General features: G+C 64.5%; 16 protein-coding genes and 1 pseudogene. 7 read left to right on the top strand and 10 right to left on the bottom strand.

Annotated elements, in window-relative coordinates; genetic code table 11:
• Window positions 1-64 precede the first annotated feature (64 nt).
• From hslU to hslV, 4 genes are read right to left on the bottom strand one after another with little or no spacing between them, the layout of a single operon-like run.
• Window positions 65-1,366: an ATP-dependent protease ATPase subunit HslU gene (gene hslU, locus JQ624_RS02530; protein WP_212417237.1), complete on the bottom strand. Its 1,302-nt coding sequence runs from the start codon at window positions 1,364-1,366 to the stop codon at window positions 65-67.
• Window positions 1,367-1,420: 54 nt separating this feature from the next.
• Window positions 1,421-2,032, bottom strand: coding sequence for a DUF2585 domain-containing protein (locus JQ624_RS02525; protein WP_212417236.1), 612 nt, complete (start codon window positions 2,030-2,032; stop codon window positions 1,421-1,423).
• Window positions 2,029-2,514, bottom strand: a complete 486-nt coding sequence (locus JQ624_RS02520) for a GNAT family N-acetyltransferase (RefSeq protein ID WP_212417235.1) — start codon at window positions 2,512-2,514, stop codon at window positions 2,029-2,031. The genes JQ624_RS02525 and JQ624_RS02520 overlap by 4 nt, the downstream gene beginning before the upstream one ends.
• Before the next feature lie 14 nt (window positions 2,515-2,528).
• Window positions 2,529-3,080, bottom strand: coding sequence for an ATP-dependent protease subunit HslV (gene hslV / locus JQ624_RS02515; protein WP_171578775.1), 552 nt, complete (start codon window positions 3,078-3,080; stop codon window positions 2,529-2,531).
• A gap of 181 nt (window positions 3,081-3,261) precedes the next feature.
• On the opposite strand from hslV, the gene hisB reads away from it, so the two are divergent.
• From hisB to coaA, 7 genes are all read left to right on the top strand, one after another.
• Entirely contained in the window at window positions 3,262-3,855 is a 594-nt protein-coding gene (gene hisB / locus JQ624_RS02510; RefSeq protein ID WP_212417234.1) for an imidazoleglycerol-phosphate dehydratase HisB, read from the top strand.
• 39 nt (window positions 3,856-3,894) lie between these two features.
• The gene (locus JQ624_RS02505; RefSeq protein WP_212417233.1) at window positions 3,895-4,428 is read left to right on the top strand and encodes a DUF2628 domain-containing protein; all 534 of its coding nucleotides are present in this window, start codon (window positions 3,895-3,897) and stop codon (window positions 4,426-4,428) included.
• Window positions 4,425-5,075 (top strand): imidazole glycerol phosphate synthase subunit HisH, encoded by a 651-nt coding sequence (gene hisH / locus JQ624_RS02500; protein WP_212417232.1) that lies wholly within the window; start codon window positions 4,425-4,427, stop codon window positions 5,073-5,075. The genes JQ624_RS02505 and hisH overlap by 4 nt, the downstream gene beginning before the upstream one ends.
• Complete coding sequence (gene hisA / locus JQ624_RS02495) at window positions 5,072-5,815, top strand: 1-(5-phosphoribosyl)-5-[(5-phosphoribosylamino)methylideneamino]imidazole-4-carboxamide isomerase (protein WP_212417231.1); 744 nt, start codon at window positions 5,072-5,074, stop codon at window positions 5,813-5,815. Before hisH ends, hisA begins: the two co-directional genes overlap by 4 nt.
• Window positions 5,815-6,591: an imidazole glycerol phosphate synthase subunit HisF gene (hisF, locus tag JQ624_RS02490; RefSeq protein WP_108520051.1), complete on the top strand. Its 777-nt coding sequence runs from the start codon at window positions 5,815-5,817 to the stop codon at window positions 6,589-6,591. The genes hisA and hisF overlap by 1 nt, the downstream gene beginning before the upstream one ends.
• A gap of 83 nt (window positions 6,592-6,674) precedes the next feature.
• Window positions 6,675-6,998, top strand: a complete 324-nt coding sequence (locus JQ624_RS02485) for a phosphoribosyl-ATP diphosphatase (RefSeq protein ID WP_212417230.1) — start codon at window positions 6,675-6,677, stop codon at window positions 6,996-6,998.
• Window positions 6,999-7,013: 15 nt separating this feature from the next.
• The gene (coaA, locus tag JQ624_RS02480) at window positions 7,014-7,970 is read left to right on the top strand and encodes a type I pantothenate kinase (protein WP_212417229.1); all 957 of its coding nucleotides are present in this window, start codon (window positions 7,014-7,016) and stop codon (window positions 7,968-7,970) included.
• A 111-nt stretch (window positions 7,971-8,081) separates the two neighbouring features.
• Here coaA and JQ624_RS02475 read toward each other — a convergent pair whose 3' ends face one another.
• The 6 genes and pseudogenes from JQ624_RS02475 to JQ624_RS02445 all read right to left on the bottom strand — a co-directional run bounded on the left by JQ624_RS02475 (window position 8,082) and on the right by JQ624_RS02445 (window position 15,482).
• Complete coding sequence (locus JQ624_RS02475) at window positions 8,082-10,316, bottom strand: ATP-binding protein (protein ID WP_212417228.1); 2,235 nt, start codon at window positions 10,314-10,316, stop codon at window positions 8,082-8,084.
• A gap of 220 nt (window positions 10,317-10,536) precedes the next feature.
• Window positions 10,537-11,004, bottom strand: coding sequence for a hypothetical protein (locus JQ624_RS02470; protein WP_212417227.1), 468 nt, complete (start codon window positions 11,002-11,004; stop codon window positions 10,537-10,539).
• A gap of 781 nt (window positions 11,005-11,785) precedes the next feature.
• A pseudogene (locus JQ624_RS38350) lies at window positions 11,786-13,323 on the bottom strand (YifB family Mg chelatase-like AAA ATPase).
• Window positions 13,324-13,519: 196 nt separating this feature from the next.
• Window positions 13,520-13,831 (bottom strand): hypothetical protein, encoded by a 312-nt coding sequence (locus tag JQ624_RS02455; RefSeq protein ID WP_212417224.1) that lies wholly within the window; start codon window positions 13,829-13,831, stop codon window positions 13,520-13,522.
• Between the two features lie 242 nt (window positions 13,832-14,073).
• Window positions 14,074-14,889 (bottom strand): hypothetical protein, encoded by an 816-nt coding sequence (locus tag JQ624_RS02450; protein WP_212417223.1) that lies wholly within the window; start codon window positions 14,887-14,889, stop codon window positions 14,074-14,076.
• A 209-nt stretch (window positions 14,890-15,098) separates the two neighbouring features.
• Window positions 15,099-15,482 carry a nuclear transport factor 2 family protein gene (locus JQ624_RS02445; RefSeq protein WP_212417222.1) on the bottom strand — a complete coding sequence of 128 codons (384 nt, stop codon included), beginning with the start codon at window positions 15,480-15,482 and terminating at the stop codon, window positions 15,099-15,101.
• Between the last annotated feature and the right edge of the window lie 17 nt (window positions 15,483-15,499).

The raw sequence follows: 15,499 nt of genomic DNA, 5'->3' as shown, positions 1-15,499 counted from the left end.
CTTGCCGCAAGCGGATTCACCTTTCCCGGATTTCGCTAACGCTCCATCCGGGCTACGAAATTCACTACAGAATAAACCGGCTCAAATCGGCGTTCTTGGCGAGATCGCCGACGTGTTTCTGCACGTAATCGGCATCGACCTTGATCGTCTCGCCATGACGGTCCGGCGCGGCGAACGAAATCTCGTCGAGCACCCGCTCCATCACCGTCTGCAGCCGCCGCGCGCCGATGTTCTCGACCGTCGAATTGACGGCGACTGCGACGTCGGCCAGCGCGTCGATGGCGCCGTCGGTAATGTCGAGCGTCACGCCTTCGGTCTGCAGCAGCGCGACATATTGCTTGATCAGCGAGGCCTCCGGTTCGGTCAGGATCCGGCGCATGTCGTCGCGCGTCAGCGCTTCCAGCTCGACGCGGATCGGTAGCCGCCCCTGCAATTCCGGCAACAGGTCCGAGGGCTTTGCGATATGGAACGCGCCGGACGCGATGAACAGGACGTGGTCGGTCTTGACCGCGCCGTGCTTGGTCGAGACCGTGGTGCCTTCGATCAGCGGCAGCAGGTCGCGCTGCACGCCTTCGCGCGAGACATCGCCGCCAGTACGGCCGTCGCGCACGCAGATTTTGTCGATCTCGTCGAGGAACACGATGCCGTTGTTCTCGACCGCGTTGATCGCTTCCAGCACCAACTGGTCATTGTCGAGCAGCTTGTCGGATTCCTCGTTAATGAGGATTTCGTGCGAGCTTTCGACCGTCAGGCGGCGGGTCTTGGTTCGCCCGCCCATCTTTCCGAAGATATCGCCGATCGAAATCGCGCCCATCTGCGCGCCGGGCATGCCCGGGATTTCGAACATCGGCATGCCGGCGGACGATTGCGTCTCGATCTCGATTTCCTTGTCGTTAAGCTCGCCGGCGCGCAGCTTCTTGCGGAAGGAATCGCGGGTGGCGGGGCTCGACGCCGGTCCGACCAGCGCATCCAGCACGCGGTCTTCGGCGGCCTGCTGCGCGCGGGCCTGCACGTCCTTGCGCTTGCGCTCGCGGACCTGCACGATCGCGACCTCGACGAGGTCGCGGATGATCTGCTCGACGTCGCGGCCGACATAGCCGACCTCGGTGAACTTGGTGGCTTCGACCTTGATGAAGGGCGCGTTGGCAAGCTTGGCCAGCCGCCGCGCGATCTCGGTCTTGCCGACGCCGGTCGGCCCGATCATCAGGATGTTTTTCGGCAGCACCTCTTCGCGAAGCGAGCCGGTGAGCTGCAGCCGCCGCCAGCGGTTGCGCAGCGCGATCGATACCGCGCGTTTGGCGTCGGCCTGGCCGACAATGAAGCGGTCGAGTTCGGAGACGATTTCACGGGGGGAAAAGTCGGTCATGTGTCCTAGGTAGGCGTCCAATGTTGCGAGAACAAGTCGTGGATGAGGGGCACCTCAAATGATCGGCGGCCCACCCTGCCATAGCTTGATCGCGTCGAAGGGGTGAATCAGCATGATGATGTTGAGCGTCAGATTGTCGCGAATGTGGAACGCCATCGCGAGCTCGAACAGCAGTGCGAGCGCGACGGTGATGGCGACCGGAAGTCTTTTTGCCAACAGGAACCCGCCGATCATCGCGAGCGTGTCGGAAATCGAATTGACGATGGTGTCGCCAAAGTAATCCAGCGAGATCGTGCCGGCGCGATAGCGGTTGATGATCCAGTCGGAATTTTCGACCAGTTCCCAGCCGCCTTCCAGCAGCATGGCAAGGATCAGGCGGCCTTGCCAGGCGAGGCGAGGGAAGGCGAGGAAGGCCGCGCCATAGAACAGGATGCCGTGCAGGATGTGGGACAGCGTGTACCAGTCGGCAATGTGCTGCGAGTTTTCCGAACTCTGCACCACGCCGTGCCAGAGTTTTACGTAGCCACAGGCGCAGATCGGCAGGCGGCCCATCGCATACAGGATGGCGGCCTGCGTTGCGAGAATGCCGGCCGCGATCAGCGTCCAGTGCCAGGTCGAAAGCGTGCGGAACGCCGGAGCCTTGTCGAGACTGCTGGTCGAGGTCATGCGTTGCGGACCATCAATAGAGCGGGGCCATCAGGTGTATCGACCATACCAGCTTTTTCAAAGCCCGCTTTCTGGTAGGCACGAACGGCCCGGGCGTTGGCTGGATCGGGATCGGTGACAATGCGCGGCGCACCATTCCTTAAGCGCTCGTCGACGAAGGCGCGAATGAAGGCCGAGCCATGCCCGCGTTCGATCATGTCGGGCTCGCCGATGAACTGGTCGATCCCGCGGGTGCCGCGCGGGTGTTCGCCAAAGCCCGAATTCCACGCGGTCAGGTCGTAGCACTGCAGATAGGCGAAATCGCTGCTCCCTGCCGAGACGATGAACTGGTCCATCGCGGGTTCGTCGAGATCGCCGCTGACGAGATCATATTGCTCGGCCGGATCGCCCCACCATTGCACGACATGCGGCTCCGCCAGCCAGCGCCGGACCAGCGGTAGATCTGCCGATGTCATCGGGCGGAAGACATAGTCCGGCGCCATGACCGGCAGCTCCTTCAGAGCGTTTCGATCGTGACGTTGCGGTTGGTGTAGACGCAGATGTCGGCAGCGATATCGAGCGCGCGGCGCACGATGGTCTCGGCGTCCTTGTCGGTGTCGACCAGGGCGCGTGCGGCGGCGAGCGCGTAATTGCCGCCGGAGCCGATCGCCATCACGCCCGCTTCCGGCTCCAGCACGTCGCCGGTGCCGGTCAGGACCAGCGACACGTCCTTGTCGGCGACGATCATCATCGCCTCCAGGCGGCGCAAATAGCGGTCGGTCCGCCAGTCCTTGGCGAGCTCGACCGCCGCCCGGGTCAACTGCCCCGGATATTGCTCGAGCTTGCTTTCCAGCCGCTCGAACAGGGTAAAGGCGTCGGCGGTGGCCCCGGCAAAGCCGCCGATCACGTCGCCCTTGCCGATTTTGCGGACCTTTTTGGCGTTGGCCTTGATGACGGTCTGGCCGATCGAGACCTGGCCGTCGCCGCCGATCACCACCTTGCCGCCCTTGCGGACCGTCAAAATCGTGGTGCCGTGCCAGATCGGCAGGTTGTTTTCAGATGCTTGCATGAATTGCCCTCGTTCCCGTCAGATTTAGGGGCTGACGGGGAGGGTTACAATCGCGGGATTCCGGTCACCATAGGCCAAAGTTCAGCCGCCAAAAGCGTCATCCCGCAGTAGCGAAGGTGACATCGGCCTGTTAAAAGGGCCGCGTTTTCGGCCCCCAAAGCGGCCAAAGGGAAGCAGTTTCATGCGGACGGCGTCCATCAAGCGCAAGACCAAGGAAACCGACATCGAGGTCGCGGTGAACCTCGATGGCACGGGCGTGTCCAAGGTTTCGACCGGTATCGGCTTTTTCGACCATATGCTCGATCTGCTGGCCCGGCATTCCCGCATCGACATCACGGTGAAGGCGGACGGCGACCTCCATGTCGATCACCACCACACCACCGAGGACGTCGGCATCGCGCTCGGGCAGGCCGTGAAGCAGGCGCTCGGCACCATGGCCGGCATCACCCGCTACGCCTCGATCCACATGCCGATGGACGAGACGCTGTCGCGCGTCGTGATCGACATTTCGGGCCGGCCGGTGCTGGTGTTCAAGGTCGATTTTCCGCGCGACAAGGTAGGCACATTCGACACCGAGCTGGTGCGCGAATGGTTCAACGCCTTCACCATCAACGCCGGCGTGACTTTGCACGTCGAGACCCTATATGGCGAGAACAGCCATCATATCGCCGAATCCTGTTTCAAGGGTCTGGCGAGGGCGCTTCGTGCCGCAGTTGCGATCGATCCGAGCGCGGCCGGCGAAGTGCCTTCCACCAAGGGTCAGCTCGGCGGTTGATTTCTTGTTTGCGTTTTTCGTTCGCGGCGGAGAGGTTCGATGCCGGTCTACACAGTGCATGCTCCCGTAGCCAACGGCGCCGATTTCGCGGCGACCGACAAGTTCGTCTTTGTCCGTGACGGCTTCCATTTCTGGGCTGCGGTCGCGAGCGTGATCTGGCTGTTGTGGCATCGGCTGTGGCTGGCGCTGATCGGCTGGATTGTCCTGATGATCGCCATCCAGTTCGGGATGTCGGCGCTGGGCGCCGGACGCGGCACGATCTTCGCCGTTGACGTCCTGATCGCCATCCTGATGGGTTTCGAGGCGGCCAGCCTGTGGCGCTGGACCCTGTCGCGGCGCAAATGGCGCCAGCTCGATATCGTGGTCGGCGACGACGAGGAAGCGGCCGAGCATCGCTTCTTTGAACGCTGGACGGCCCGGCAGCGTGGCCTGACCAACGACCAATGGGCGGTCGATCGCGGCGCGCCGCCGCCGACGCGTCACATTCCGGGCCAGCCCTTCTCCAAACCGCCGCCGCCGCTGCCGCAAGGTGGGATCATCGGCCTGTTTCCGGAACCGGGAGGGCCGCGATGACCGTTGCGATCGTCGATTACGACTCCGGCAATCTGCACTCGGCGGCGAAAGCGTTCGAGCTTGCCGCGCGGAGCATGCAAGATCCGCAGAAGATCATAGTGACGCGCGATCCCGAAGCCGTGTACCGCGCCGATCGCATCGTGCTGCCCGGCGTTGGCGCCTTCGCCGATTGCCGCAAGGGTCTCGACTCCGTGAACGGCATGCTAGAAGCGATTACCGAAGCGGTGCGCGTCAAGGCGCGGCCGTTCTTCGGCATCTGCGTCGGCATGCAGTTGATGGCGACCCGCGGCAAGGAGCACGTCGTCACCGAAGGATTCAATTGGATCGCGGGCGACGTCGAGAAGATCTCGCCACGCGAGGAAAACCTGAAGATTCCGCACATGGGCTGGAACACGCTCGACATGATCCGCGAGCACCCGGTGCTGGAGCGGCTGCCGCTCGGGCCGAAGGGCCGTCATGCCTATTTCGTGCACTCCTATCACCTCAACGCCGCCAGCGAGGCGGACGTGCTGGCGCGCGCCGATTACGGTGGGCCGGTGACGGCGATCGTCGGCAAGGACACCGCGATCGGAACGCAGTTTCACCCCGAGAAGAGCCAGCGTTTTGGATTGGCCCTGATCTCGAACTTTTTGAAGTGGAAGCCGTGATCCTCTTTCCCGCCGTTGACCTGAAAAACGGCCAGTGCGTGCGCCTCGAACAGGGCGACATGGCGCGTGCGACCGTGTTCAACCTCGATCCCGCGACGCAGGCGCGGTCGTTCGCCGAGCAGGGGTTCGAATATCTGCACGTTGTCGATCTCGATGGCGCCTTTGCCGGCAAGCCGATGAATGCGCACGCCGTCGAGGCGATGCTCAAGGCCGTCACCATGCCGGTGCAGCTTGGCGGTGGCATTCGCGACCTCAAGACCGTGGAAGCCTGGCTCGACAAGGGCATCGCGCGCGTGATCATCGGCACCGCCGCGGTGCGCGATCCGGAGCTGGTAAAGAGCGCCGCGAAAAAATTCCCGGGCCGCGTCGCGGTCGGGCTCGACGCCCGCGACGGCAAGGTCGCGGTCGAAGGCTGGGCCGAGACTTCGCAGGTGACTGCGCTCGAGATCGCAGAGCGGTTCGAGGATGTCGGCGTCGCCGCGATCATCTTCACCGACATCGCCCGCGACGGCCTCTTGAAGGGCCTCAACCTCGATGCGACGATCGCGTTGGCCGAGCGCATCTCTATCCCCGTGATCGCTTCCGGCGGTTTTGCCTCGATCGAGGACGTCAAGGCGCTGCTGCAGCCGCGCGCCAAAAAGCTCGCCGGCGCCATTGCCGGCCGTGCGCTCTATGACGGCCGGCTCGATCCCGCCGCGGCCCTGACGCTGATCCGCAACGCGCGCGCTGGAGTATTGTGATGTTCAAGGTTCGCGTGATCCCCTGTCTCGACGTCAAGGACGGAAGGGTGGTCAAGGGCGTCAACTTCGTCGACCTGCGCGATGCCGGCGATCCCGTGGAAGCGGCGATTGCATATGACGCGGCTGGCGCCGACGAATTGTGCTTCCTCGACATTACCGCGACCCACGAAAACCGCGGCACCATGCTCGACGTGGTCCGCCGCACGGCGGAGGCCTGCTTCATGCCGCTGACGGTAGGTGGCGGGGTCCGCACCATCGATGACATCAAGACGCTGCTGCGGTACGGAGCCGACAAGGTCTCGATCAATTCCGCCGCCGTCTCTAACCGCGAATTCGTCAAGCAGGCGGCCGAAAAATTCGGCGAGCAATGCATTGTGGTCGCGATCGACGCCAAGCGGGTCAAGCGCGCCGGCGGCGGCGAGCGCTGGGAGATTTTTACCCATGGCGGGCGCAACTCCACCGGGATCGACGCCATCGAATACGCGCAGGAAGTGGTATCGCTCGGCGCCGGCGAAATCCTGCTGACGTCGATGGACCGCGACGGCACAAGGCAGGGGTTCGACCTGCCGCTGACGCAGGCCATCGCCGACAGTGTCCCCGTACCGGTCATCGCCTCCGGCGGCGTCGGCAATCTCGACCACCTGGTCGACGGCATCCGCCAGGGCCACGCCACCGCCGTGCTGGCGGCCTCGATATTCCACTTCGGCGAATTTACCATACGCCAAGCCAAGGAGCACATGGTGCGCGCCGGACTGCCGATGCGGCTCGATCCCTGACGACTCCCTGTCACAAAAGTGCTAAGCCCTTGATCGGGACGGCGCCGCGGCCTTTGGCCGGGCGCGAGTGTTGAGTTCGGTTGATGTCGCGTTTCACGATCCATGATCTGGCCGCCACCATCGATGCACGGGCCGCATCGGGAGGAGAGGCGTCCTACACCCGCAAATTGCTCGACAAGGGCGCGGAGCACTGCGCCAAGAAGCTGGGCGAGGAAGCGGTCGAGACCGTGATCGCGGCGGTCGAGAACGATCGGGACCATCTGATCGCCGAAAGCGCCGACCTGCTGTTTCACCTGCTGGTGCTGTTGAAGGCGCGCGGCGTCAAGCTCGACGAGGTCGAGGCCGCGCTGGCGCAGCGGACGTCGATGTCCGGGCTCGAGGAAAAGGCGTCGCGCAAGTGCGACTAGCGGAAGGGGCAGTTCATGGATATCCGGACCACCGAACAGCAATACAATCCCTACCGCATCTTCACGCGCGAGCAGTGGGCGCGGTTGCGCGACGACACGCCGATGACGCTGGAGCCGGGCGAGTTCGAGCGGCTGCGTTCGATGCACGATCGCCTCGACATGCTGGAGGTCGAGGACATCTACCTGCCGCTGTCGCGTCTGCTGTCGATCTATGTCGACGCCACCCACCGCCTCTACCAGGCGCAGCGCCAGTTTCTTAACATCCGGGACCGCAAGGTGCCCTACATCATCGGCGTCGCCGGGTCGGTCGCGGTCGGCAAATCGACCACCGCGCGCGTGCTGCAGGCATTGCTGGCGCGCTGGTCGCCGCGGCCCAAGGTCGACCTGGTGACGACAGACGGCTTTCTGTTTCCCAATGCCGTGCTCGAGCGGCAGGGCCTGATGCAGAAGAAGGGCTTTCCCGAGAGCTACGATCTGCCGATGCTGCTGTCGTTTCTCTCCGACATCAAGGCCGGCCGCCGGCCGGTGCGCGCGCCGGTTTATTCGCATCTGGTCTACGACATCGTGCCGAACGAGTGGATCGAGATCGACCGCCCGGACATCCTGATCGTCGAGGGCGTCAACGTGCTGCAGACCGGCCGCCTGCCGCGCGACGGCAAGGCGGTGCCCGTGGTGTCCGACTTCTTCGATTTCTCCGTCTATATCGATGCCGAGGAGCCGGTGCTGCGCGAATGGTATGTGCGGCGCTTCCTCGCGCTCAGGGATACCGCGTTCCACGATCCCAAATCGTATTTCCATCGCTACGCCGTCTTGTCGGACGAGGAGGCCACGGCGACCGCGATCGCGATCTGGGAACGCACCAACCTCGCCAATCTCGAGGACAATATTTTGCCGACCCGGCCGCGCGCGACGCTGATCCTGAAAAAGCGCGCTGATCACCTGGTCGAGACGGTGGCGCTGCGGCGGCTGTAGCATCAACGTCGGTTTCGTAGGGTGGGCAAAGGCGTAGCCGTGCCCACCATCGCGACCTCGCTCTTGATGGTGGGCACGCTGCGCTTTGCCCACCCGAGTTTTGTTGCACCCTCACGCCGCGATGTGCCGTGACGCGACGAGGCCGGCGAGCGCATCGGCGAGTTTTTCGCGGTCGAGCGGCTTGATCAAAAATCCGTCCATGCCGGCTTCGAAGCAGGCGTAGCGGTCTTCCACCAGCGTGTTGGCGGTGAGAGCGAGGATCGGCGTCCGGCCGCCCGGCTCGCCGGCCTCGAGAGTGCGCATCCGCTTGGTGGTTTCGATGCCGTTGAGCTGCGGCATTTGGATGTCCATCAGGACGAGGTCATAGGGGGTCCCAGCGGCTTTCGCCGACAGCCAGGACTCCAGCGCCTCGGCGCCGTTGGTGGTGATGACGGCGTGATGGCCGAGCCGGCCGAGAAGCGAGCGGATCAACAGCGCATTGATCTGATTATCCTCGGCCACCAGGATCGACAGGCCCTTGGCCGTCGGCGCGGCGGGAGTCGCGATCGTGTCGATGGCCGGCTCCAGGCTCGGCGCGGCCACCTCCGGCGCGGTCGTCAGGCGGGCCGCGAGCGAAGCCGCGCGCAGCGGCTTGACCAGATAGCCGGTGAGGGCCGATGTGCCGGACGGCTGCAATTCCTGCCGCGTCGCCGGCGTGAACATCACGATACGTTGGGTGGCATACAGGCGCGCGGCTGCGCCGAGCCGTTCGATATCGGACAGCCCCAGCGCGTGATCGATCAGCACGGCATGCCACGGCCGCTCGGGCAGCAGGGCTTCCGCGACATCGGCGTCCGATACCATGCAGGTCTGTCCGCCCCAGCGCTGCAGCCGCCGCGCGGTCAGCGAGGCCTCGATGCTTTGTGGCGAGACCAGCATGATCGACTGGCCGGAGAGATCGGGCGCTGCGAAGGACGTCTGTTCGCCGTCGGCGGCGGTGAGCGGGATCGACACTTCGAAGGTCGAGCCGGCGCCGGGCTGGCTCTCCAGCGTGATGCGGCCGCCCATGCGCTTGACGATGCGGTCGGAGATGCTGAGGCCAAGCCCGGTGCCGCCATAGCTGCGGGCGATCTTGTCGTCCGCCTGCTCGAACTCGCGGAAGATCCGCTCGCGCGCCTCGGGCGCGATGCCGATGCCGGTGTCGCGCACCAGGAAACTGACTTCATTGGGCCAGATGCCGGGCTCGACGATCAGCGCGACGCCGCCTGCCGAGGTGAACTTGATGGCGTTGCCGGCGAGATTGAGCAGCACCTGCCGCAACCGCGCCGCGTCGCCGATCACGCGCATCGGCAGCCGCTCGTCGACATAGGCGGCGATCTCGATCTTCTTGGCCTCGGCGCGCGGCGCCAGCAATTCGGTGATGTCCTCGATCATGCCTGACAGGGCGAACGGGCGATGTTCGAGATCGATCTTGCCGGCCTCGATCTTGGAATAGTCGAGGAGTTCCTCGATCAGCGAGAGCAGCGCGTCGCCGGAAGTCTTCACCGCCTTGACATAGGTCGCCTGTTCCGGCGTCAGCGGGGTATCCATCAACAGCCCGCTCATGCCGATGATGCCGTTGAGCGGCGTGCGGATCTCGTGGCTCGCCATCGCGAGGAAGCGCGACTTGGCGCGGCTTGCCGCATCGGCCTGGTCGCGGGCCTCGGCCAGCGCGCGCTCGCTTTCGGTGCGATCGGTGACGTCGCGGCCGACGCTTTGCATTTCCGCCGGTCCCCCGGCGTCGTTGCGGACGAGGCCCTCGCGCCACGCGATCCAGCGCGGGCCGAGCGGACCCGAGATCTGCTGGTCGTGAACGCGGGTGCCGTTCGGTTCGAGCGCGGTGTCGCCCTGCTCGAGGACTTCAAGCGCAAAGCGGGTGCCGATCAGCTTCTCGCGCGGCATTTGTGCGAGTTCGCAATAGGCGTCGTTGGCATAGGTGATGCGGGCCTCGGCGTCGCGCAGCACGATCAGATCGCCCTGCGATTCGAACAGGCGGCGGGCGCGCTGCTCGGCTTCCTGCAATTCCCAGTTCCGGTCGGCCAGCGCTTCATTGTGCAGAGCCACCTTGCGCATCTTCTTGCGCATCATGCGGAGCCGGACGCTGAGAGTGGCGAGCGCGACGCAGGCGATCGCAAACAGGAAGGCGACGCCGATCGCAAAGGCGTGCGGGTCATAGCCGGAATTTTCCGTCTTGCTTCCGGTGATGAATCCATAGGCGGCGCCGAACACGACCGAGAAGATCATGAAGGAGCGAAACGCGAAGGTCAGCCAGGGATGCCGGCGGCCGAAACGGCGAAAGCGAAGTTTGATCCGGAAGGTCCGTCCCATCGCCAATGACCCCGAGATTGCTGTTGAACCAGGCCGGCGGTCGCCGTCTGTCTTGGACAGACGATGCGTCGCCGACATTGCAAAGTGCTTGAGGCTCTCGGCGCGTTAGGCCCGCGATGAGAACATGGTGAATGAAGTGTTAACCGAGCATGGTCCGGACCCGGAGCGCCGCGTTCGCGCAAAGTGGGAACCGGTTTTCCGAAAAGACCATGCTCAAACCTTAAAGCAACGCCGCTTCGACGCGGTGGCGCTCGCCGCGGGCGCCGACGATCAGGGCTGCGGCATCGAGCAGCGAAAAGCTCTTCGAGGACACGAAGATCCGGTAGTCGGCCGGTCCATCCCGCGAAAGATAGATCACGGGATCGGAGGGCGAGAGATTGCGGGAGATCGCGACCAGCCGCGGCGGCGAGTTGCTTTCGCAGGCGCCGGCTTCGACTGTGTCGATGTCGTCGATCACGGTGAGGTCGGCCGCTTCCGCGGTGTCGGAAATCTGGACCCGCACCGTCGCGCGGGAGGGATCGTTGGTGAAACTGACGTGCCGGTGCGCCTGCCAGGAGAGGGCGGCGATTTGGACGGAGGTGCCTGAGATCTCGATGCAGGGCCGAGGCCCGGCCAAAAACTCGCCGCGCGCGAACAGGGTGGCAATCGCTAGCGGAACAGCCGAGGCCAGGATCTTCATACGCAACATGACACGCTACCCGCTCACCATAAGCCCGCGACAGGGGGCTTATGGTTGGCAGAGGGTAAAGGAAACTAGTTACCGCCGTATTGACAGGGGTTGTTTTTGTGCGGCTCGGCATCCCTGGTGCGAGTGGGGTCATCGGGGCCTCGTAGTTCGAGACGCGCGGCTTTGCCGCGCTCCTCACCATGAGGGTCTCAGACCTCATCCTGAGGAGGCGCGAAAGCGCCGTCTCGAAGGATGTGCCACGCAATGACTCTCTCCAAATACACGTTCGCGATCTCGCGGCGCTGATCGCCCGAGCTTTGCGTCTTCGTTGCCCTCTCATTCAGAGGGCGCAGGGAAGACCGGGTGCTTGCTGCACCCGCGGTCCCGCGTGCGATTTGCGCTAACAAAAATGCACACGAGCATACAGGGCAGCGGGAGCATTCCGGCCTTCCCTGCGCAATGGCCTTACGGCTTACTTCGTGCTCTTCCCGGAGAACGGCTCTTTTGCCTCCGTCGCTGGCGAGACAGATCCCGCCAACTTAGCGCCAGCACCGCGGCGCCCGAACCACACGACTTCGCCGTACGCTTCCGGCGCGTACGTCTATCGCACCGTTTGCGTCCACCGCATCTCACCGCGCGTTCGTGACGATGGCCAACGCCCCTCATCTGCCGTGAGACGGGACGAGTTGTGCAACTGATTTGGGTGAGAACGAAAGCAGAATATTTTTGATTTGCGGGCTTGACACGATTTCGGAAAATCAGAAGTGATTTGCCCGTCGAGTTGATTTGTCGCGGTTGCGCATTACGCCGCCCTTCTCAAATCCTCTGCCAGCACGCGATAGGACAGCGCCTCCGCCAGATGCAGCCGGCCGATCTTTTCCGCGCCGTCGAGATCGGCGAGCGTGCGGGCGACGCGGAGCACGCGGTGATAGCCGCGCGCGGTCAGCTTCATGGTTTCGGCAGCGTCGCGCAGCAGCTTCTGGCCCTGCGCATCCGGCTGCGCGATCGTTTCCAGGAGCGAGGCCGGCGCTTCCGCGTTGGTGCGGACATGCGGCATGCCGGCGGCGGCATAGCGCGCGAGCTGGAGGTCGCGGGCCGCCGCAACGCGGGCTGCGACTTCCGCAGAGCCTTCGGAAGGCGGCGGCAGGATCAGGTCGGCGGCGGTCACCGCCGGCACCTCGATGCGCAGGTCGATGCGATCCATCAAGGGGCCGGAGATGCGCATCTGGTAATCCGACGTGCAGCGGTCGACCGGTGCGCGCTTGCAGGAATAGCCGGGCTCATAGGCGTGGCCGCAGCGGCAGGGGTTCATCGCCGCGACCAGCATGAAGCGGGCCGGATAGGTGACGCGGTGGTTGGCGCGGGACACCGAGACCTCGCCGTTCTCCAGCGGCTGGCGCAGCGAATCCAGCACGCGCGGATCGAACTCCGGCAATTCGTCGAGGAACAGCACGCCCTGATGCGAAAGCGAGATCTCGCCGGGTTTGGCGCGCAGGCCGCCGCCGGTCAGCGCGGCCATGCTGGCGGAATGATGCGGCGCGCGAAACGGCCGCCGTGCCGTCAAGGCGCCGTCGCGGATCTCGCCGGCGACGGAGGCGATCATCGAGACTTCCAGAAGCTCGGATGGCGACAGCGGCGGCAGGATCGACGGCAGCCGCGCCGCCAGCATCGATTTGCCCGCGCCGGGCGAGCCGATCATCAGCAAATGATGTCCGCCGGCCTGGCGATCTCCAGCGCGCGCTTGGCGCTTTCCTGGCCCTTGATGTCGCGCAGGTCGAGATGCGTCGCCTCCGGCTCGTGCACTTTCGGCTGCGGGCGCGACAGCACCTGCGTGCCTTTAAAATGGTTGGCGATCTGGATCAGCGACTTTGCCGCGATGATCTGGATATCGGGGCTTGCCCAGGCGGCCTCCGTTCCGCACGCCGCCGGACAGATCAAACCTTCCTCGCGCGCATTGGCGCCGATCGCGGCCGGCAAGACCCCGGCCACGGGGGCGATCGAGCCATCGAGCCCGAGCTCGCCCAGTACCGTAAAGCCGTTGAGCGCGTCCGGCGGGATCGCGCCGATCGCAGCCATCAGGCCGAGCGCGATCGGCAGATCGTAATGGCTGCCTTCCTTCGGCAGATCGGCCGGCGCGAGGTTGACGGTGATCCGCCGCGCCGGCAGCGCCAGCCCCGAGGCGATCAGCGCCGAGCGCACCCGCTCGCGCGCCTCGGAGACCGCCTTGTCCGGGAGACCGACAATGGCAAACGCCGGCAAGCCGGGAGCGACCTGCACCTGCACGTCGACCGCGCGGGCCTCGATCCCCTCAAAGGCTACGGTAGAAACCCGCGCAACCATGCTGCCCCTCGTGACGCAATCGAAGGTAGCGGGGAACCTTGGGGCAAGTCAAGAACATTAAGGGAACAAGAGGGCAGGCTTTAATTCCGTGCGTGTGCGAATGGGACGGCGCGACAACCTCCAGCTGCTTATCGTCGTCACCGAATGCACTCCCGACGGTCTCCAAATAAGAGCTTACGGAAACAAGGGCCGCCGCTCAATTCAGCTGCCCCGCCGCAATCGCCGCCGCGCTACCCTGCGGCTGCTCCAGCATCTTCAATGCCGCATCGAGGCCATTGCGCAGATTGATGGCGGCGTTCGCGCTGCAGCGCAGGCGGCCGGAGGAGATGAATTTGACCTCGGTCGATCCGTCCGGCTTCGGCACCAGAATGCGGGTCGCCAGCTCGACCTCGACCGCACCGTTCATGGTGCCGTGAGCGCCGACGATGTCGAAATAGACCAGCGGGGCCGCGGCCCCGGTGTCCTCGTAAATCAGATCGGACGGCTTGGCGGGCGGTTGGTCGGTCAATGGGCTTTTCCGAGATCGTGCGCAGCGATGGTTCGCTGACCACCCCTAACGCTATTCGAACGTCCGCCCCTCATGATCGACGGCGCCGTTCAGTCAGGGCACCCGTGCCGGCATCTCGGGGCAACCTGCTTTTCTGACGTTTCCTGACGTTGAGCCATCCGACGATTGCCGGTTGCCGGTGGAACACAAAGCCCGGTGGGACGCCGAATGTGCCACACGCGCGATGATCACCGCATCGACGGCTACCAATCGTCGTAGATCCACTCCCTTCGGAATCGAGGCCGCGCTCTCGCCTGCGGCCGCTCAAGCGTCCGCTCGGGCTTGCGCAAGGTCGGCGCCGGCTGTGTCGGAGGCGGAGGCTGTGATGTCTTGGGCGGGTTCTGCTCGGAAGCCCTCGCGAGCACGCGTTTCATCTCTTCCTGGCTCGCCTTGAGCTCCGCAATGGCTTTTGAATTGTCGCTGGCGATTTGCTGCTGGTTCGCCTTGAGCTGTTCGATGGTTCGCTCCAGATTTGCGAGATCGCGCGCGATCGTTTGCAGCAGCTGCGCCTGATCGGGAAGCGCTGCGGGTGCCGTCGGCGCGGCGTCTTGCGGTGCGGTCTGAGCCAGGAGCGTTGCTTGTGGGGGTGTTGCTTGCGGTGGTGCTGCCTCCGCCGCGGCCACTTGAACGGCAGATGGAGCGGGCTGCGCGGCAAACGGCGGATTTTCCGGCGGCAATGATGGAGCAGAAGCGAGCTGCGGCGCCCAGCGGTCCCCGCCGCCAGAGGGCAACTGCCAAACCAGGGCAGCGACAATGATGCCCGCCGCCAGCAGCAAGCCCGCGGGGACCCCGAGCGCCGGCCTGCCAGGCGGTGATTGCGCAAGTGGTGATTGCGGGCCAGGTCCGGCCGGAGGCGGGCGCGCGGCATCGCGCTCCAGTTTTGCAAGCTGTTCACTCAAACGCGAGAGCTGTTCATCCGCGCGCGTGATCTGTTCGTGGGCGTGCGCGAATCGTTCATCCGCGCGCGCGGTCAGGGCATCGTGGGGTTCAATTTCTTTCGGACCAGGTGTGGAGTTCATTGGCGTTTCCCTTTTCCGTCCAATGTCATCCGAAGGTGGCGGTCGACCATCCGCCGGCGCTCCGTCCAGTCTTGTCCAAAGAATGGCTGCATGATGGTAGAATATTGGATCGCATGGCGATAGCGCCCTTGAATCCCGCCGGCACTGCCGGCGGCACAGCCTAACGGCGCGGCGGCTCTCCTGTTCGGTCCGGTTCAGTCGGCAGGATGTTATTCACCTGCTCGCTCAACAAGATGCGCACGCGAGGGTGCAGGGTCAAACCGATCGGCGAAATATTGCGTTTCGTTGGCCACCAGTCCGTCGCGGAACTCCATGATGCTCACCGCGTAAGATGGTATGCCGTCATAGGTAAGTACGAATTCAGTGACCCAGAGATCGCCGCTGCCGATCATTCGCCGGACCGCAAAACGCTTGTTGTTTGGCTGGACCGATCGGCTCTCCTGAATGTTGTGCCGGCCGCGGATCCGCTCGCCCGATTGCGGATAATCAAGCACGGCATCCTCGCGGTAGATTTCATGTTCGACCTTGAAATCGCTCGCGTCCGAAGCATCCCAGTGGCGCTGCAACGCTGCCCGCACGGTGCGATCATCCATCTCGATCTCCCGCCTGC

The sequence above is a fragment of the Bradyrhizobium sp. AUGA SZCCT0283 genome (genome assembly GCF_018130385.1).
Classification (GTDB): Bacteria; Pseudomonadota; Alphaproteobacteria; order Rhizobiales; family Xanthobacteraceae; genus Bradyrhizobium.
The sequence above is the reverse complement of the archived record's forward strand: the minus strand, read 5'-3'. Positions and strand labels throughout refer to the sequence as shown.